14 protein-coding genes and 1 pseudogene are annotated in these 20,734 nt (G+C 39.9%); 13 read left to right on the top strand and 2 right to left on the bottom strand.

Features of this window, described 5'->3' with window-relative positions:
• Positions 1 to 5,094, bottom strand: a 5,094-nt coding sequence (locus RRG12_RS27130) for an amino acid adenylation domain-containing protein (protein ID WP_420761295.1), incomplete at its 3' end; no start/stop codon positions are given.
• Between the two features lie 715 nt (positions 5,095 to 5,809).
• Between RRG12_RS27130 and RRG12_RS27125 the strand changes: the two genes are divergently transcribed.
• The 8 genes from RRG12_RS27125 to RRG12_RS27090 all read left to right on the top strand — a co-directional run bounded on the left by RRG12_RS27125 (position 5,810) and on the right by RRG12_RS27090 (position 15,527).
• Entirely contained in the window at positions 5,810 to 7,828 is a 2,019-nt protein-coding gene (locus tag RRG12_RS27125; RefSeq protein ID WP_420761294.1) for an ABC transporter ATP-binding protein/permease, read from the top strand.
• A gap of 98 nt (positions 7,829 to 7,926) precedes the next feature.
• Positions 7,927 to 9,531, top strand: a complete 1,605-nt coding sequence (locus RRG12_RS27120; protein WP_420761293.1) for a serine hydrolase domain-containing protein — start codon at positions 7,927 to 7,929, stop codon at positions 9,529 to 9,531.
• A gap of 471 nt (positions 9,532 to 10,002) precedes the next feature.
• Entirely contained in the window at positions 10,003 to 10,143 is a 141-nt protein-coding gene (locus RRG12_RS27115) for a microviridin/marinostatin family tricyclic proteinase inhibitor (RefSeq protein ID WP_084227369.1), read from the top strand.
• Positions 10,144 to 10,431: 288 nt separating this feature from the next.
• Positions 10,432 to 11,424: an MvdC family ATP-grasp ribosomal peptide maturase gene (locus RRG12_RS27110; RefSeq protein WP_420761292.1), complete on the top strand. Its 993-nt coding sequence runs from the start codon at positions 10,432 to 10,434 to the stop codon at positions 11,422 to 11,424.
• Between the two features lie 45 nt (positions 11,425 to 11,469).
• Positions 11,470 to 12,447, top strand: coding sequence for an MvdD family ATP-grasp ribosomal peptide maturase (locus tag RRG12_RS27105; protein WP_420761291.1), 978 nt, complete (start codon positions 11,470 to 11,472; stop codon positions 12,445 to 12,447).
• Between the two features lie 49 nt (positions 12,448 to 12,496).
• Positions 12,497 to 12,730: a hypothetical protein gene (locus RRG12_RS27100; protein WP_069074221.1), complete on the top strand. Its 234-nt coding sequence runs from the start codon at positions 12,497 to 12,499 to the stop codon at positions 12,728 to 12,730.
• A 128-nt stretch (positions 12,731 to 12,858) separates the two neighbouring features.
• Positions 12,859 to 13,263: a hypothetical protein gene (locus RRG12_RS27095; protein WP_069074222.1), complete on the top strand. Its 405-nt coding sequence runs from the start codon at positions 12,859 to 12,861 to the stop codon at positions 13,261 to 13,263.
• 245 nt (positions 13,264 to 13,508) lie between these two features.
• A complete protein-coding gene (locus RRG12_RS27090) occupies positions 13,509 to 15,527 on the top strand; it encodes an ABC transporter ATP-binding protein/permease (protein ID WP_420761290.1) in 2,019 nt (672 codons plus the stop codon).
• A gap of 35 nt (positions 15,528 to 15,562) precedes the next feature.
• On the opposite strand, the pseudogene RRG12_RS27085 reads toward RRG12_RS27090, so the two are convergent.
• Positions 15,563 to 16,114 (bottom strand): annotated as a pseudogene (locus RRG12_RS27085) (RNA-guided endonuclease InsQ/TnpB family protein); the annotation flags it as partial.
• 453 nt (positions 16,115 to 16,567) lie between these two features.
• Between RRG12_RS27085 and RRG12_RS27080 the strand changes: the two are divergent.
• The 5 genes from RRG12_RS27080 (at position 16,568) to RRG12_RS27060 (ending at position 20,709) form a co-directional block, all read left to right on the top strand.
• Entirely contained in the window at positions 16,568 to 16,843 is a 276-nt protein-coding gene (locus RRG12_RS27080; RefSeq protein WP_069074099.1) for a hypothetical protein, read from the top strand.
• Positions 16,844 to 17,161: 318 nt separating this feature from the next.
• Positions 17,162 to 18,058, top strand: a complete 897-nt coding sequence (locus RRG12_RS27075) for an acyl-ACP desaturase (RefSeq protein ID WP_420761289.1) — start codon at positions 17,162 to 17,164, stop codon at positions 18,056 to 18,058.
• Positions 18,034 to 18,417, top strand: coding sequence for a holo-ACP synthase (locus RRG12_RS27070; RefSeq protein ID WP_141699883.1), 384 nt, complete (start codon positions 18,034 to 18,036; stop codon positions 18,415 to 18,417). Before RRG12_RS27075 ends, RRG12_RS27070 begins: the two co-directional genes overlap by 25 nt.
• A 224-nt stretch (positions 18,418 to 18,641) precedes the next feature.
• On the top strand, positions 18,642 to 19,055 hold the full coding sequence (locus RRG12_RS27065) for an acyl-CoA thioesterase (protein WP_420761288.1): 414 nt from the start codon (positions 18,642 to 18,644) through the stop codon (positions 19,053 to 19,055).
• 10 nt (positions 19,056 to 19,065) lie between these two features.
• Complete coding sequence (locus RRG12_RS27060) at positions 19,066 to 20,709, top strand: AMP-binding protein (RefSeq protein WP_420761287.1); 1,644 nt, start codon at positions 19,066 to 19,068, stop codon at positions 20,707 to 20,709.
• The last annotated feature ends 25 nt before the right edge of the window (positions 20,710 to 20,734 follow it).

The following is a 20,734-nucleotide window of genomic DNA, read 5'->3' as shown; positions in this document are numbered from 1 at the left end:
TGGTACGTAAGCCCCACCCGCCTTGAGAATACCAAGTAATCCCACCAGCATCTCTAAAGAACGCTCTACACATATCCCCACCAATACGTCGGCTCCCACTCCCAAAGACCGCAAGTAATGCGCCAATTGGTTAGCACGACTATTCAACTCGTGGTAAGTCAATTGTTGATTCTCAAACACCACTGCCACGGCATCGGGTGTACGCTCTACTTGCTCCTCAAATAACTGATGGATACATTTATCCTGGGGATAATCTACGCTTGTATCATTCCACTCCACTAATAACTTTTGCTGCTCAGATGCCGTGAGCATTGGCAATTGGGAAATCCGCTCGCTGGGATTTGCCACGATCGCTTCAAGTAGAGTCAGAAAATGACCAGTCATCCGTTCGATAGTGCTGCTATCAAACAAGTCTGTGTTGTACTCCCACCACCCAAACAGCCCATTGGGAGTATTTTCCATTGATAAAGTTAAATCAAACTTTGATGTGGTGATTTCTATTGGCAAGCCACTGACACTTAACTCAGTCAACTCTATTTCAGACATGGGAGCGTTCAGGAGAACGAACATCACCTGGAATAATGGTGTATGGCTCAAGTCCCGTTCTGGCTGCAATGCTTCCACCAACATTTCAAAGGGCAAATCTTGATGAGCGTAGGCTCCGAAAGCCGTTTCTCTCAGTCGCAGGAGTAATTCATTAAAACTGGGGTTCCCTACTAAATCAGTCCGCATCACTAAAGTGTTGACAAAAAAGCCAATTAACCCTTCTAGCTCGGTGCGATCGCGGTTGGCAATTGGTGTCCCCACCAAAATATCTTCTTGTCCCGTGTAACGATAAAGCAGGGTATTATATGCCGCCAACAAAGTCATGAACAGAGTACAACCTTGCTGTTGACTTAGCTCCAACAACCGTTGAGTTAACTCAACAGACAGAGTAAGCACATGATATGAGCCATTGAAAGTCTGCACAGCAGGTCTGGGTCTGTCTGTGGGTAGTGGCAAGAATGTGGGTGCATTTGCCAACTGTTTTTCCCAGTAACTCAAATGGTTTTGTAATACTTCCCCTTGTAACCATTGTCTTTGCCAAATTGCAAAATCCGCGTACTGAATTGGCAGTGGTAACAAGGGTGACGGCTGACCGATTGAATAAGCATTGTAGAGTGCTTGTAACTCCTGAACAAATACACCTATTGACCAGCCATCACTGACAACGTGGTGCATACATACTAATAACCAATGTTCTGTAGGAGACAGCACTATTAATGTCGCTCTGATTAAGGCATCATGAGCTAAGTCAAAAGGCTCAATTGCTTTTTGTTCCAGTAATTTCTGTGCAGCAGTTTGTTGTTCTGTTACTTCGGCTTCGCTCAGTACAAGTACGGGTAAATGCTGCAAGTCAACAACTGCAACTGTCCAATTTGTTTGAGTTTGAATTATTTGTGTTGGCTTTTCACCAACAGTAACAAAGTTGGTGCGTAGGACTTCATGGCGATCGATAAGTTCTTGTAAACTTTGTTCTAAGGCGGCAACATTAAGAGTTCCTACTAGACGCAAACCTATGGGTAGGCTGTATAAGACACTGTTCGACTCTAACTGGTCTAAAAACCATAAACGCTGTTGAGCATAAGACAGTGGTATTTCTGTATTCCCTACCCGCCTTAAGATGGGTGGTGCTGAGAGTTCTATAGCTTGCTGCTGTAACTGCTGAATCGATGGTGCTAACTCGGCAATTGTTGGCGTAGCAAATAACTCACGCAATGGTATTTCTACTTTCAATCTGGTACGCAGACGGGAGATGAATTGCGTTGCTAGTAGGGAGTGTCCCCCTAGTTCAAAGAAGTTGTCATGTCTGCCAACAAGCTCTACTCTCAGAACTTGTTGCCAAATTACTGCGAGGATTTCTTCAATAGGAGTGCGCGGGGCTACATATTTCTCTGATAATTCACTACTTGGCTCTGGTAGAGCGCGACGATCTATTTTGCCGTTGGGGGTTAGGGGTAAAGATTCTAAGATGGCGATCGCACTTGGTACCATGTATTCTGGTAGCTTTTCTTTGAGGAAGCTACGCAGAACGCTAATTATAGGTGTCACCTGTGGCTGCGGTACAATGTAGGCTACTAGGCGCTTGTCACCAGGAGTATCTTCACGGGCTATGACACATGATGCTTGCACATGAGGATGTTGGCTTAGTACTGCTTCGATTTCTCCCAACTCAATGCGGAATCCCCGGATTTTTACTTGGTTGTCGATACGACCCAGGTATTCTATGTTTCCATCTGGTAGATAACGAGCCAAGTCCCCAGTTTTATAAAGTCGGGGACTGGGGATTGGGGACTGGGAATTGGGAAGAACTTCTGCTCCCCTGCTCCCCTGCTCCTCTGCTCCCCTGCTCCCCTGCTCCCCTGCTCCCCTGCTTCTACAAAAGGGATTGGGGATGAATTTTTCTTGTGTTAATTCTCTTGCGTTGAGATAGCCTCGTGCTAACCCTGCACCACCAATGTGCAGTTCTCCTGCGACACCTATAGGTACTGGTTGCAAGTTTTGGTCAAGTATATATATCTGGGTATTGGCAATTGGACGACCGATGGAAATTTTTTGGTCTAGTGGAGTGCATTTGGCGATCGCAGTACAAACACTCGCTTCTGTCGGGCCGTAGGCGTTGAAGAAGTTTCTGCCTTTTGACCATTGTCGCATCAATTCCAGAGGACAGGCTTCTCCGGCGACAACGATCGCTTGCAATGTTGGCAGTTCTTCTGTTGGCAGAACTACCAAGGCTGATGGTGGTAGGGTGACATGGGTAATGCCATCATCCCTTAATCGGTCAATTAAAGGCATACCCGGCATTATCGAGTCTTTTGTTCCCAAATACAGTGTTGCACCCGATCCCAAAGCCATCAAGATTTCTGATATGCAAGCATCAAAACTGAAGGAGGCAAACTGGAGAACTCGACTATCAGAATGCACGCCGAAAGCCTGAATTTGAGCTTGAGCTAGATTGCACAATCCACTATGCTCAACCATTACCCCTTTAGGTTTGCCTGTGGAGCCGGATGTGTAAATCACATTCGCTAGATCGGTACTCGTTACTACCTGAATCGGGTTGTTCTGTTTGTTTTGCAGAATCTCTGACCAGACTTCATCTAAACAAATCAGTTTTGCCTGATACTCAGGTAGGCGATCGAGGAGTCGCTGTTGAGTTAGTAATACTGCAACTTGAGCGTCTTCAAGCATGAAGCTCAGACGGTCTTTGGGATATTCTGAGTCAAGCGGTACGTAAGCCCCACCCGCCTTGAGAATACCAAGTAATCCGACCACCATTTCTAAGGAACGCTCGACACAAATCCCCACTAGCACATCTGGTTTTACACCCAAAGATTGCAAATAATGCGCCAATTGGTTAGCACGACAATTCAATTCGTGGTAGGTCAATTGTTGATTTTCAAACACCACCGCCACTGCATTGGGTGTACGCTCTACCTGCTCCTCAAATAACTGATGGATACATTTATCGAAGGGGTAGTCTACTTGAGTATCATTCCACTCAACTAATAACTGCTGTTCCTCAAATTGTGTGAGTATTGGTAATTGGTCAATTCGTTGCTGGGGATTTGCCACAATTGCTTCGAGCAAAGTTACAAAATGCCCCATCATCCGAGCGATCGCACTATCATCAAATAAGTCAGTGTTGTAATTCCATGTACCTTTGAGTGAGCCAGGTTCCTCAAGAATAGTTAAGGTTAAATCAAAGGCGGCTCCTCTAGACTCTGGAATCATTGATTCCAAAATTAAACCATCATTAATATCTATATTCTGGTAAGAGCGATCGCAGACGAAGGCTACCTGATAGAGTGGCGAAAAACTGGGGTTCCGGACAGGTTGCAGTTGCTCCACCAGCAGGGGAAAGGGATAATCCTGATGTTTTTGGGCATTTAACACACAAGAGTGCGATCGCTCCAGCAACTCTTCAAAGGTGGGATTTCCTGAAAGGTCTCCTCGCAAGACCACAGGATTAGCAAAGTGACCGACAATATTTTCAAACTCTGAACGGCTCCGATTCTCCATTGGAGAGCCAATTAAAATATCTTCTTGATTGGTATAACGTCGTAATAGTATTTGTAATGCTGTTAATAAAACGATATAAAGAGACGCACCCTCTCTCTTCGCCAATTCTGTGAGTGATTGCCGTAGTTCTTTTTCAACAGTAAAAAAGCGGGAAGCACCATTATAGGTTTGGCTCTGAGGTCTTGGTCGATCTGTGGGCAAATCTAGCAATGGCAATTCACCTGATAGTTGTTGCTGCCAGTAAGTCCACAAACTTTCTCCCTGTGAACTAGCGAGCATTTGCTCTGACCACTTGATGTAATCTTGATATTGATAGTTTTGTGGTGATAGTTGGGCTGCTTCACCTGTGGCGTAGGCGTAGCCCGTCGTAGACATCGCTTTATATAAGGCGCAAAGTTCACCGATCATGATTTCTAAAGACCGGAAATCTCCCACTATTTGATGTAGCGTGATTAAGAGAATATGTTCTTTTGTTGCTAATGTATCAGTTTTAATATGGTTAATTAATAAATCAAAGCGCAATATTGGCCCCTGTTCTAAGTTGAAAAGGCGATCGCTTTTTTCTGAAAGCCACTTGTTTAGATCATCTTGGTCAAAATCGAAAGCTTCTTCGATGCTAAAGTCAACTTCCTGATTTTCGTGAACTGTTTGCACAGGTTCGCCGTTAATGGTTGCAAAGGTAGTCCTCAAAAGTGGATGCCTTGCAACTAGAGCTTGTGCTGCCTGCTTCAGGGCGGGAATATCTAAATTTGTGACTAATTTTCCTGCATACGTGGCGTTGTAGGCGGTACTGCTGGGTGCTAATTGATATAAGAACCAGAGTGCCTTTTGACCGTGAGATAGGGGATAATTTGCAGCCTGATTGCTACTCTGGGATAAAATTCGGATAATTTCTGGTTCATATTGCTTAATTTCCTGCAATAACTCAGGGGTTAGGGAGTTTTCAGGCGATCTATAGCGCAGGTTGTCTCCATCAACCCACAATTCAACATTCTTTGCTGAAAGATTTTCTAGAAGCCCTGTTAAATTCATAGTTTTACTCTAATCGATGCTAATTTTAATAAACTAATATTTTCCTCTCAAGCTACCTTAAATTCTTACAGTCTTAGCCAATAAAAAAATTAATATTAACTATAATTTCTGAGACTAGTTAGTATCAGAAATTTGCTTTTCTACCGATACATGTTAACTAGTTTTCAATAAAAATTTACTTTTAAATAAGCGGAGTTTGTTTAAAGCTGTACTTTTTAATTGAATTTATGAATCATCTCACCTTATTCAAAAAAATACAATACCAATTAAGACAGTTAAGCGGACAGTTAAGCGGACAGTTAAGACAGTTAAGACAGTTAAGACAGTTAAGAGATATCCACTCGGTAAATTGGGGTAAAAACAAAAAATAAAATGTAAATTGGTTTATACTGCGTTATAGAATATTAAACATGGTGCAAAAATTATTTGCTGAAAACTTATTAACTGCTGCCAACTCTTGACACCAATGAGCTTGCAGCAGATTTAATGAATGCGTCAGTTTGTAGAAATATTGGGCTAAATAATACCTTCACAAGCATATTTAGCGATTTGTGATAAAAAGCCTATAATTCTCCAAAAAGCCCAACAATTACACTAGGTCAACTTGATTTTTTATTTATGGCTATAATGCTTATTTAGTAAGGAATTGAGCCTTAACACTACTTTCATATAACTAGCTTAATTATTAGCTAAAGTCTTAGTTTAGTTTCAGAATATGCCAACCCAAGTTGTTCAAGCTCAACCTTCAACAAATGCTCTTTTCGGTTTTCTTCAATTTTGGAAAGACGTAAAAGCAGTCGCCCAACCTTACTGGTATCCAAACGAGCCAGGAGATAGAGCATTCTCAGAAGTGATTCGCTCATGGGGGATGCTTATTCTCCTAATATTATTAATAATTGTCCTTGTTGGTGCAAATGTTTTTAATAGTTTTATTAATCGCTATTTGGCGGATATCATCATTCAAGAGAAGGAAATCGCTAAATTTTATGATGCTTTACTGCTTTATGGTTCAGCCCTAGCATTGGGAACTCTCTTAGCCGGGTTCTCCAGACTAGTGAGAAAAAAAATTGCTCTAGATTGGTATCAATGGCTGAATAATCAGATTTTATCAAAATATTTAAACAGTCGAGCTTATTATAAAATTAACTTTACATCTAATATTGATAATCCAGATCAACGTTTATCTCAAGAAATCGAACCCATTGCAAGTAATGCTTTAAGTTTTTCAGCTACTTTCCTGGAAAAAATCCTGGAGATGACAGCTTTTTTATTAGTTCTTTGGTCAATCTCTCAGTCTGTTGCACTGATTTTAGTTAGTTATACGGTTATAGGCAATTTTATTGCTGTCTACTTGACCCAAGAATTAAATAAAATTAATCGACAAGAACTCGAAGCGAAAGCTGACTACACCTATTGCCTAACTCATTTTCGCACTCATGCTGAATCAGTAGCTTTCTTTCAAGGAGAGAACCAAGAATTAAATATTATTAACCGCCGATTTAGCAATTTGATAAAAAATGCTAAACGCAAAATTGATTGGGAGAAGAACAATGAGATTTTTAATAGAGGTTATCAATCTGTAATTCAAATATTTCCATATATAGTATTTGGGCCTTTACAGATTAGAGGTGAAATGGAGTTTGGAGAAATTATCCAAGCGTCTGTATGTTGCTATTTTTTCGCTAATGCTTTGGGTGAGTTAATCAATGAATTTGGGAATTCTGGAAGATTTTCTAGCTATGTTGAACGGTTATCTGAATTTTCAGATGCGTTAGAAGAAGTAATTAGAGAACCAGAGAATGTCAGTACTATTAAAACAATAGAAGAAAACCAGATCGCTTTTGAGAATGTCACTTTACAAACGCCCAACTATGAACAGGTAATTGTTGAAGATTTGTCACTGTCTGTCAAAGCAGGAGAAGGTTTATTGATTGTTGGGCCAAGTGGCCGAGGTAAAAGTTCTCTACTGAGAGCGATCGCTGGTTTGTGGAATGCGGGGACTGGTCGTTTGGTGCGACCTCCATTAGAAGAAGTTTTATTTTTACCTCAACGTCCTTACATAATTTTAGGAACCTTGCGCGAACAGTTGCTCTATCCTACTACAAATAGTCACATTACTGACGCAGAACTTAAAAAAGTTTTGCAACAAGTCAACTTACAAAACTTGCTAAGTCGAGTCGATAACTTCGATACGGAAGTTCCTTGGGAGAACATACTATCGCTAGGAGAACAACAACGTCTGGCTTTCGCACGATTATTAGTTACTCATCCAAGGTTCACGATATTAGATGAAGCAACAAGTGCCTTAGATTTAAAAAATGAAGGAGGTTTATACCAACAGTTACAATCCACGAAAACAACGTTTATTAGTGTTGGGCATCGAGAAAGTCTATTTGATTATCATCAATGGGTTCTGGAACTTGTAGAAGATTCCAGTTGGAAACTTATGAGAGTACAAGATTACCGGGAGCAGAAAGGTCAAAAAGTAAATATTACTAAACCCACCGCAAATGTCCAAATAAGAATAGATGATTCATCTCAAGATAAGTCCCTAAATGATTCAGAGAGCAGCACAACTAAAAAGCTCAGTCATAAGGAAATGAATGAATTAACCTACTATTCTGTTTCCACTATTAGAAGTAAGGCAAGCAAAGGGGAGTTTATCACTACTAGAGATGGCCTTACCTATGGATATGATAAAGACCCCAAAATATTGAAATGGGTGAGAGTTTAGCAGCTGGAGGTAATTTAGTTTTTTCCTATAAAAGGTAAAAGTAACAGTGTGATGTAGAAGATATTGTGAGATAGAAATATATCAATCAGAAAAAAATCATGTTGCTAATTACCAAAGTAGATGAATTATTCATCTGGTGGGATAAACCTAATTCCCCTGGCTGTGCTATTGCTGTTATTCAGAATGAGGAGATAATTTACCAACGGGGTTATGGGATGGCTAACTTGGAATACAACATTCCCATAACCTCTAATTCTGTCTTTGATATCGCTTCTAACTCCAAGCAATTTACAGCAATGTGTATTGTCTTACTAGCCAGACAAAAATTGCTTAACTTAGATGATGAATTACAAAAATATATTCCAGAAATTCCTCAATACAGTCACTCTATTACTATCCGCAATTTAATCGAACACACCAGTGGTTTGCGTGACTATTTACATTTAATGTTATTTGCTGGAATGAGGTTTGAAAATAAGTATTCAAACGAAGAAATTATTGCCTTAATTGCTCGACAACAAAGCTTAAATTTCGAGCCTGGAACTGAGCAATTATACTGTAATTCTAGCTATATTTTACTAGCAGAAATTGTGAGACGTGTCTCTGGCAAATCTTTACGTGTATTTGCCCAAGAACATATTTTTGCCCCGCTAGGAATGAAAAATACCCATTTTCACGATAACTTCAGAGAAATCGTGAAAAATAGAGCCGATGGATACGCTCCAAAAGATGGAGGGGGTTTCCAGATCGATATGTCTTTTCACGATTTCTGTGGAGACGGACAGCTTTATACAACTATTGAAGATTTACTACTTTGGGATCGAAATTTCTATCACAATATCTTAGGTGAATATGGACAAGATTTAATTGAAGAAGTAACTACTCCACGCAAACTCAATAATGGCGAAATCATATCAGGTGCATTTGGGTTGCGGATTGGCGATCGCGGCGGCTTAAAAACAATTAGTCATGGAGGTTCTTGGACGGGTTATCGGAGTGATTTTATTCGATTTCCCGAACGCCAGTTTTCTGTTATCTGTCTGGCTAATTTAAGTACGCTTAACCCGACTAAATTAGCTTTTCAAGTTGCTGATATATATTTAGAAAATGATTATATTGAAAATATCGCTAAACCTATTTCGCGTTCTATTAGCTCTATTAATTTACCTGTAGTGGAGCTACAGCTTAAAGCTGGATTTTATCATAACCCCACTACTGGAAGCATATTGGAGTTAGAGATAAAAAATGGAAAATTAATGGCTAAACTAACGTGGATGTATTTTCAACTTATTCCAATTGACACCAATTATTTTCAATCTGCCGATAATCAAATTGACTATGATATTGAGTTTTCTGAAGATATTATTCGCCTGATAGGAAAATTAGATATTGGTAATGTTATTAAAACCTATACCTTTGAAAAAATACTAGATTCTCCAAAAGATATATTAGCCGATTATCCTGGTACTTATTATTCTGCTGAATTAGAGTATGACTTTAAAATAAATCTAGTAGATAATAAATTATATTATAAGAGCAAAGGCTATCCACTATCTCATCTCATAGTTGCTGGACAAAATCTTTTTCTTAGATATCTTATATATGTAGATAAGTTTGAATTGGTGCGAGATCGAGAAGGTCGAGTTATCAGTTTATATCGTTGTTGTGACAGGGTACGAAGAGTGTATTTTAGTAAACAGTAAATAATCAGGAGCAGTAAGAAGCCATTCTCAAAGCCATTTATGGAGAACGTAGTAAAAATGGAAGACTTAGTTGTTTATGTAGTGATGTTAGGCTTATTCGCACCAGAACAATTTTTCAGTAGACCGAAAAGTTTTGCGATCACTAAAAAATAGTACTTTATCCCTGTTGTTGCTACTCGTAGTGGTACAGCCACTCCTTCTTTGCTTCCTGAAGCCACTACTTGTTCTGATGATTCTGACTTGTTGACTGCTGCCTAATTTTATTCCTTGATTTTGGGGTGGTTTTTCGTCTTCTTTATACCCCCTGAACGCTTACCATTTTTTAAAGATATATAGTATTGAAAATACTATATAGTTTAATCTTAATAAAGATTAACTAATTTTTGCTTAACTGTCTTAACTGTCCTTGCACATATATTTAATTGCTGATATATTTTTGATTGTCAAAATAATTTACCTCAAAAAAATACCATGTCTACAAACACAGCCAAAACAGTGGATGTTGGAGCATTACCATTCTTTGCGCGTTTTTTGGAAGAGCAAGCTACTGAAGGTGAAGGAACAGATGTTCCTTGGACTTACAAGTTTCCTTCAGACTTAGAAGATAAATAATTTAGTCCCTGCATCTGAAAGTACTTTTCTACTCAGAAAAATACCTTGTAGTTGGCTGAATCATAATTTCATAGAGTAGCAGTTATCAAATAACTGAAAGCTACTCTATAGAAACGCGATGGCGCAGAGCAACCGCCGTAGGTGATCGCTCTCATATTACCTTTTCCATAACATAGAGGTGATTGCTTTTTATAGATACCTAAGTTTTTTAAATATTTTGGCTTCTAAAAAGCAATTTGTTTGCTAATACTTAATAGCTACCTCATGAAATTATCATAAAAAATATTTATGCATCTATCTCGTGATGTTATTTTATTAATCACCCACAGTGGTGATTTCTTCACAATAGATAGAGTGGCAGAAGCCTTATCAAAAAAAGGGGTGCAACCATTTCGTCTAGATACTGATAAATTTCCTCTAGAAGTGCAATTAACAGCACATTTTGATAAGTTTAAAAGCTACCACACTATAGAATGTAACAACCACTCTATTAGCACAGAGCAGGTGCAAGCTGTATGGATGCGTCGGATTTGGGAACCACAACTAAGTCAAGAATTAGCGCCAAAGTTCAGAGAAGCTTGCTTTAGAGAATCACTTGCAACTTTAGATGGTTTTTGGGACAGCCTAAAGGAGGCTACGTGGGTAGATAATTTAGAGCGGATAGATTATGCAAGTAACAAGTTGCGCCAACTACGGATTGCGTCTGAAGTAGGTTTTGTTATTCCCCAGACTCTTGTCACCAACAAAGCCCAAGCAGCACGAGAATTTTTTGAGCAAGTCAACGGCAAAATGGTCAGTAAGCTTTTAACTGCTCTTTCTCGCAGTATGGAAGCTAACTCTTCGTTTTTTCTGTACACCAGCATCGTCAAAGAAGAAGACTTAAAAGATGCCGAGTCACTGCGCTATTGCCCAATGGTTTTTCAAGAGCAAATTCCAAAGCAACAGGAATTACGAGTGGTGTATGTGAATGGTAATGTATTTGTGGGGGCGCTAAATGCAGATGTGTATGCAGCAGACAAAGTTGATTGGCGCAAACCTGGTGTTGAGGTTGGCGCATGGCAACATCACCAGCTTCCTGATGAAGTAGTTAGTCGTCTCAAAGCCTTTATGAGGAAATTTGGGCTGTTATTTGGAGCGTTAGATTTCATTGTCACACCATCAGGCGAATACGTCTTTTTGGAAATCAACCCTGTGGGGGAGTGGGGAATGCTAGAAAAGGATTTAGAGTTGCCTATTGCGAGTGCGATCGCAGATGTTCTTGTACCAATTCGTAATTCGTAATTAAGAAAGTCAATTACTGTAGGGTATCTTAGGCGCAACTCAATTATGACTGTATTAATAGTCACGTTTAGCAAAGATAACGAAAGCATTCCTCTAGTCATCAAAGAAATTGAGGCTAGAGGAGAAAAAGCATTTCGGTTTGATACAGACAGATATCCTACCGAAGTCAAGCTAGATATTTACTGGGGCGATACTGAACGCGTACTTATTACTGATGGCGAACAGAAGCTAGATTTGAGTGAAGTCTCCTCAGTTTGGTATCGGCGGATGCGCTACGGACAAAAAATCCCCGACTCAATGGACAAGCAATACAGAGATGCATCTATTAACGAATGTCGCGCCACAGTCAGGGGTATGATCGCCAGCCTTCAGGGATTTCACTTTGATAAAATGTCCAATGTAGATCGGGCTAATAATAAGCAACTACAATTGCAAGTTGCACGCGAAGTTGGTCTTGTAACTCCACGCACTCTGACTTCAAACAATCCAGAAGCAGTCAAGCAATTTGCTCAAGAGTGTAGCCAAGGTATAGTTACCAAGATGCTTTCTTCCTTTGCTATTTACGATCAGCAGGGGCGAGAAAACGTTGTATTTACCACTCCAGTTACAAGTGATGATCTGGAGAATATGGAAGGACTGCGTTTTTGTCCGATGACCTTTCAAGAAAATGTGCCCAAGGCGCTAGAGTTGCGGACAACGATTGTCGGACACCGCGTATTTACTGCCGCAGTAGATTCCCAAAGCTTAGAAGGATCTACTTATGACTGGCGCAAAGAGGGGAGAGCCTTAGTTAAAAATTGGCAACCCTACGACTTGCCAGAAGATATTGAGAAAAAACTGCTTAAACTGATGGCTTATTTTGGCTTAAACTATGGAGCAATTGATATTATTGTCACACCCGATGGTCGCCATGTATTCCTCGAAGTTAACCCAGTCGGGGAATTTTTTTGGCTGGAGATATATTCACCACACTATCCCATTTCGCAGGCGATCGCAGAAGTATTACTGACTAATAAAGATTAAGGTATTGAGCCTTATAGATTTTTAATGGGGAAGACCACTTTTAAATATTATGTTTGACGGTAGTAGTGAAGTGGTAGCTGGAAAATTAGAACAGTTGTTTGAACCTACTGATAAAGAAGCTCAAAGTTTTTATTATCGCTTTCAAACATTGTTAGATAGTGAACTAGAAGAAATAGATAATACCAAACTCCAAAATACTCGTCAGCTACAAGCTATAGCCCATCGACTAATATCTAACAAAAGTCAACAAATCGATGAACTGTGTAGTTTTTTGTTGAGCTAAATCGGATTTCTTATATCTTGCACCAACTAACTGGTGCAAGATGTAAGATTTTTAATTTCTTCCCAAAAGAAATTAGTAATTACTCTCTTAGTCATGTTTTCACTTTATAAGGATTGTAGGTAAGTACAATGGATGAACTCGTCAAAAAAATTTCTGGTTTAGGCCTTCCTGGCATACTTTTCGTGATCGCAACGGGTGCATCAGGGGGTAATGTCGCTGCCGTTGTCGCTATGCTTTCAACGCTGGGCGGGCCTTTCGGTCTCTTAGGAGGTTTAGGCTTGCTTGGGCTGACAGCCATTCTAGGGGAATATATAGCGGGATTTGGAATTGAAAACATTCTCAAGCTCGTCTATACAGAACGTAGCAAAACTGAATCTGTCAGATTTCTTCTCAAAGAAATTCAAGAATTGCCCATTTCAGATGAGTTAAAACTCAAACTGAAACATCATATTAGCCCAGTAGTCGTTACTGAACCTGACCAAGGCCCTTTTCCGAGAACAGTTGAAATTGTTGATGAGGAACCATTGACCTAGTGCATTCGATTTGATCCCCTTGATCCCCCCTAGCTCATGTCGCTAACCTGCCTTAACGCTGACAGCGTTAAAGCAGGCTCCCCTTTAAAAAGGAGGAATTTAGGGGGATCTACAAATCTCGAATACAACACCATAAAACTTTTCAGATATTCTCTAAAAGAAAAAATGGTCTCTGAGTCTAACTTGATTTTCAAAGGCCATTTCAAAATTCCTAGTGTAATTAGTAAGGTCTACATTTTTAGAATATGCAAACTCCATCTGTGCGTGAGCAAAATACAACAAATCCTTTTTCAGCCTTAATTCAATTTTGGCAGGATGTGAAAGTAGTTGCCGGGCCTTATTGGTATCCAACAAAAGCAGAAGGAAGAGCATTTTCAGATGTGATTCGCTCATGGGTAATGCTCATTCTCTTAGTATTATTAATAGTCATAATTGTCGGTGCAAATGCTGCAAATAGTTACTGGAATCGTTATGTAATTGATATCGTTATTGAACAGAGAGACCTTGATAAATATAATAGTACTTTATGGCTGTCCAGTTTCATTATTGTTGGGATGGTTTTGTTAGTAACTCTTTTGAGGTATGTCAAAAAAAAAGTAATTCTTGATTGGTATAAATGGCTCAATCTTCATATTTTAGAAAAATATTTAAGCAATCAAGCTTATTATAAAATCAATTTTAAATCTGATATAGATAATCCAGACCAACGCTTATCCCAAGAAATAGAACCCATTACTAGTATTGGCTTGAGATTCTCTTCTTCTTTACTAGAAAAATCTTTAGAAATGGGAAGCGCTTTGATAATTATATGGATAGTTTCTTCACAAATCGCACTTTATTTAGTTATTTATACAATTGTAGGTAATTTAATAGCTGTTTACTTGAATCAAGGAATAAATAAAGTTAACCAAGAAGAACTTGTATTTAAAGCAGATTTTGCATATTGCTTAACTCATGTTCGTAATCACGCTGAATCAATCGCTTTTTTTCAGGGAGAAGATGAAGAATTCAATATAATTAAGCGCCGATTTAATAATGTTTTAATCACTGCTGAACGCAGGTTGAATTTAGAGAGGGGACAAGACGCTTTTGGTAGAGCATATCAGTCTGCCATTAGCGTATTCTCGATGTTTATTCTTACACCTTTATTTCTTCAGGATCAAATTGATTATGGACAAATAAACCAAGCTAGTTTTGCTTGCTTTATGTTTTCTAATGCTCTAGGAGAATTAATATCAGAGTTTGGGATTTCTGGACGATTTTCTAGCTATGTAAAGCGTTTAGCAGAGTTTTCAGATGCACTACAGGCTGCTAGTAAACAACCAGAGAACGTCAGTACTATTCAAATTCTAGAAGAAGAACGTTTAGCTTTTGAGAATGTCACTTTACAAACACCAAATTATGAACAGGTGATTGTTGAAAATTTGTCATTTACTGTTGGGCCAGGCGAAGGGTTATTGATTGTTGGGCCAAGTGGTAGGGGTAAAAGTTCTTTATTGAGAGCGATCGCTGGTTTGTGGAATGCGGGAACTGGTCGTCTAGTGCGTCCTCCCTTAAAAGAAGTATTATTCTTACCCCAGCGCCCTTATATCATTTTAGGGTCTTTGCGCGAACAGTTGCTCTATCCTCACACAGACAGGAAAATGAGCGATCGCGAACTTGAACACATTTTGCAACAAGTTAACCTGCAACACTTACTTACCCGCGTCGATGGCCTTGATACAGAAGTTCCTTGGGAAAATATATTGTCGTTAGGAGAACAACAACGCCTCGCTTTTGCACGGCTATTAATTACACATCCTAGTTTCACCATCTTAGATGAAGCAACGAGTGCTTTAGATTTAAATAACGAAGGTAATCTATATCAACAGTTACAATCAACGAAAACAACTTTTATCAGCGTTGGTCATAGAGAAAGCTTATTTAATTATCATCAATGGGTGTTAGAACTTTCACAAGAATCTAATTGGCAACTTGTTTCTATGCCAGATTATCAATTGCAAAAAGGAATTATTAAACCAGTTGAAAAGGAGCAAATTAAAATAAATATTTACCCGAAAAATGAACTTAAAATAAAGCTAGAATCAGCAGTAAGTTCTACAATTATAGGACTTTCTCATAAAGAGCTTCAGACATTAACAGACTATTCTGTTACTACGATCAGAAGCAAGGCTAGTCAAGAAAAGTCTGTGACTACTAAGGATGGTGTAACCTACCGCTATAACAAAAACCCAGAGGTATTAAAATGGGTAAGAGTTTATTGACACTCGCCGCTCTAAAGAGACGGGGATTCTTGAATCTAAGACATAACTTGCTCATGCAGGTTTTCACCAACATGAGTAGCGGTTTCATCTCCCCAAGCGTTGCTTGCGTCTAGCGCAAAAGTTCCCGTATGCCCTACAGTACTCAATCCTCGACTAAGGATAATTCTAGCTGCGTTTTCATCTCTATCCATTACACAGCCACATGAACATACGTGCGTTCTAGTGGATAGAGTCTTCTTGACAACTTCACCGCAGCTAGAGCATTCCTGGCTACTGTATTGCGGATTTACCGCAACTGTGACTCTTAAAAATACTTTACCAAAGTACTCAATCTATACACGAAACTGATACCAAGATGCGTCATTAATAGACTTGGCTAAACAATGATTTTTCACCATGTTTTTAATCCTCAAATCTTCATAGGCTATCAAGTCGTTTGACTGAATTACGCACCGTGCTAATTTCACAGCATGGTCTTTACGTTGCCTACTTATTTTGAGGTGGCGCTTGCCTAAAAAAGTCTTAGCCTTGCTTCTATTTTTTGAACCTTTAACTTTCCTCGAAACTCGACGACATGAAGTGCGAACTCCACCCATTAAGGCTTATCTCTCAAATGTCACTCATCCCTGAATATTTCTATTCATTTCGAGTGAACGAATCGCACTCCCCCGCATGAATGACGGGGGCTTTACGCTTCACAAGTCGTAAAGCATTCATAAGTCGGAAGTCGGAGGTGGTAATACGGTTCGGTTAACAAAGTATCTGTTGAGGCAAACAGTTCTTGTAGCAGGGGGAGAAGAGAAGCAGGGGAAGATAAATTTTAATAACTTTCCTCCCCCTGCTTATGCGAACCGTATTGGACACATAGGAACTTATCTTTAGTATAAATACGCAGCTAAAACTTTATTAAATGTGCTAATTTGAGCTTACTGTATGTAATCCACAGCATATAAACGTCAAATTTTCTATTAATGTTAAGTAAAACCTGTAACTAACAGCATTTAACTTACTGTAATACCGCAACAAAGGAGTTTCAAATCTTGAAAGACTATATCTGTGAGATTTTTGCCCAAAATGTTGGTTTATCTATTGCAGAAATTTTTGAAAATGACTTGACGCTATCGGCGATTATTGCTCGTTCCGATCGCCTACATAACAGCATCGATCTGATGGAGGTTTTCGCCAAAACTGCGAATATGCTGAAAAAGCAGTATGGAGTCCAAATACGTTTGCCAGCTTTCTCTCTTGATACACCTATTTCAGATGTATTAGAAGCATTTTTAAATGAAGCTGATACAGTTAATACTTTGAGCTAAAAATGATAAATTTTAAATCTAAAGACTTTTTGGATAATAGAGTCTAGAGAATAAAGTGTAGTGGTAAAAATTTTCATTTTTAGTTTTACAACCAGCTTTTTAACTCACGTTTGCCCTACAGCCCTTCGGGCATCCTACGGCGGGCATTACCGTACTCCTTCTTGTAACGAAGACGCTAACGCGAACGGAGAACAAGCTACGCGTCAGCGTCTCGAAGAGAAAGGTAGATAGGTTTTGTTTATGTAGCCGCGACTTCCAGTCACCAAGGCTTTTCAAACAACCTCTAAAACTTAAAAATTAAATTCAAATATCTTCACTATGGTAAATACAATTTCTCGTTCTGATCTTGTCAGTAACTTATATGCAATTGTTGCCGAGCAACGAAGCTCTTTAGTTGATTTAATATGGGAACAACACTATTTCCATGAAAAGCGCCGATGGAGTGCAGTGGAAATGATTGGTGCAATTAACCTGGAGGCTGTGAATAAATTTGACAAAGCTAATCTCTGGAATGCTGGACGTGCAGAATTGACTACCAAGCCAGGAGCCGATCGCTTGGCTAGATTGGCTGATGCTGAGTGTCGTCGTTGGCAAGATCGCAATCCAGTTTTAGCAAGCATTATGCAAGCTTGTAGTACTTGGAGTCGTTACTGGAATGAGGAAGAAAGCTTTCACGAAACCACACTTAATCGCTTATCGACTCTACTCAGTCTAGAACCTGTCAGTGACGAGACTCTCATGGAGTTTCGGAAGATTTTTCCCGACGATGACATGCTCAGAACACTAGTATTATTAGCGATTTCAGAGATTACAGCCACGGTTAACTACTCTTGGTGTGCTAATGTTGCTCAAGACCCTGGATTGAAAAAGCTATTTAAGCAAATTGCTGCTGATGAATCGCAGCATATGACATACTTCATAAGTTTTGCCAAAGCTTTAGTTGATAGTAAAGAGTACTCACCCAAAGGCGCATTTGCTGTTGCACACTTGTTTGTGCGAGAAGGGGGCGAACTTTATGGTAGTAACCGTCAACATCTTGAGCAGCGGGATTCTCACGTCAACTGGTGGGATTCCATCAAGTATGAGATGGTTCTGCCAGACAATATTGAGCGCAAACAAAGTCTGATATTTTCTGCTCTCAGACAAATTACAGGAATTCAGGTAAACTCTGCGGCTGAAGTTGAACAGAAGTGGCTGGATCTGGTGGGATGTTAATTGGACTGGGGCACGATATTCAACTGATTGCAGAACTAACAACAGTTGAAGCTTTGAAAGTTCCAGGCATTTTCTTTACAAACACTGAGTGCCTTTACTTCAGCCAAAGTAAAAACCCTCTCCAAAGTATGGCAGGTACTTTTTCAGCTAAAGAAGCCTTGTTTAAGGCTTTGGCAATGGCCCCTAATTTCTACTGGACAGATGTAGAAGTGCGACATAATTCCCGTTACGCGCCTTACTTTGAATTTTACGGCTCACTGGCAGAGCATTTTCAGCTTCAAGGTTGGACTGTTCACCTTTCCATATCTCACAGTGGGGATTATGTGTCTACTGTTGTGGCTATCTCTCCCCAGGCATGATTGCAGAGACTTGGTAGTAGAAAGGTGTAAATAAACAGCAGTGTGTAACAAAAAGTAAAGTTAACTAAAACCCTCTTCCCCCTTGCTCCCTGCCCCCTGCTCCCCTGCTCCCCTGCCTCTTTTGACCTTCTGCCACGCCACTTGCTCGGAGGAAACCTCTGCAACGTAGTGGCTCCTCTGCCTTCTACCTTGCCTTGATAATAAATATTCACGCCAACCCATTTATGAACTTTGAAGCTGTTAACCTAAAACTTCAGGTACGCCCAAATGACCTTGACAGTTTGGGTCACGTCAATAATGCCACTGTTCTCGAATACCTAGAAGCAGGGCGATGGTCATGGCTTGAGCATCACAACTTATTTCACAGACAGAGGATTATTCCTGTAGTTGCTCGTATTGAAGTCAACTATAGCCATGAAATATTACCTGGAGAGGTCAAGATTATTACGAAACTCAAAGACACGGAGGAAAATTACTATTATCAAGTAATTTTTCACCAATTTATTGAGATTTTCAAAAACGGAACTGCAAAGGTTGCTGCCGATGCTCTTGTGAAAGTAGCATTCATTGATTCAATTGAACGATCGCTTAGAACTCTCCAGGATTTTCTCGATGAAAATAAGCAACAAGATAGTTGAGGTCAAAACAATGCAAGACTTACAACCCAGAACTAAGCTGTCGATGACCGCGATCGCAATGATTCAGGCTCTCAAGAATACTGACTCACACTTGGGCTTGTTCTTAAGACAGGATCGCGCTGCTGAGTCTAAGTTTCTCGCCTATTGTGAGATGTACCAGAAGATTGCAGCCTATATGGAGTACTTTCGGGCTACGGGTGTGGCAGCTGGCTCAAGGATTCTGTTTCCTTTTGAAACAACCGAAGGTGTGATTATTGCATTCTTTGCTTTAGTTGGACTGGGAGCAATTCCACTGTCAGTCAAACCCTACAGCATGGGTGTTGTTAAAGAGAGCTACCTAGAATTTTTGACGAAGGTTACAACCCAATATCAAGCTGAATTTGTGTTGGAAGCACCTAGTATTAGAAGTTTAGAATTGAGCCTCCAGCGTCTACAGTTACCAGACACAGATATTCAGCCCCAAGAATCAGCAAATTTTGCAACAATTACAGATACTGATATTGCTTTTGTGCAGTTTTCTTCTGGCTCGACTTCTTTCCCCAAAGGAATTCCAGTCACTCATGGGAAAATTGTGACACAAATGCAGGCGATCGCTAACTATGCTCAAAATAGACCCAGTGATGCAACTGCAAGTTGGCTGCCACTTTATCACGATATGGGATTAATCGGTGGTTTGCTCACAACGCTATACGTGAGGCATAACTTGCACCTAAGTACCCCAATACATTTTTTGATGAATCCTGTGGAGTGGTTGAGCGAACTGTCAGAAAAAAAGATTGCGATCGCAGTTATTCCAGATTTTGCCATTAGCTACTGTCTCCGTCGCTTGGCAATTACCGATCCAGAAGAAATTGCCAACTTAAACTTGACCCAGCTACGAATGGTTTTCAATGGCAGTGAGCCAATTAATATAGATAAACTACATCAGTTCTTGGAAGTGCTTGCACCCTATGGATTGCAACCTACAGCAATTAAGCCTTGCTACGGCATGGCGGAGGCAGTCCTGATGATTTCTTGCTGTAAGTTAGAAGATGTTCCCCGGATTATGACTTTGGCAAATGGCTGCAAAGCTATTTCCGTAGGTCAAGCGTTGAGTACATTTGATATCCGTTTAAGAACTGAAGATGGTCTTTTATGCCATGAGGGTGAAATTGGTGAAGTTGAACTCAGAGGCGGGACTTTGGTCGATAATTATTTTGAAAGCGAACGCCCTTTTTACAATTGTGATGGTTTTTTCCCTACTGGTGATTTGGGTGTAATTAGCGAGGGTGAGTTGTTCGTCACAGGTCGGCTGAACGATCGCTTCAAAATTAATGGTCAAAGTTATTTTGCGAGTGATTTTGAACATGCCATAGAGTCGCTACCGTTTGTACAACCGAGCAAAGTTGCGACAATTCAGGCTGATGACCGCATTATCGTCTTGATAGAAACCAAACAGGCCAGTGTTCTTCAGCAATTAATTGACCATCAGCGCCAAGTCAGCGAGATTGTTCTCAACCAGCTGGGTATTAAAATCCCTGTGGACAATATACTCTTCATTCGCCCAGGACAACTAGAAAAAACTAGCAGTGGCAAGTTACGGCGAATAGCAATCACTCAAGCCTACATCACAGGGAAAATTATGCTTGCTAAAAACGCTAGAAATGGGTATTAATTTCAAACATTCTCTTAGAGAAGTC

It is taken from the genome of Nostoc sp. CALU 546, from assembly GCF_048836525.1.
This window is presented reverse-complemented; position numbering and strand designations above follow the sequence as displayed.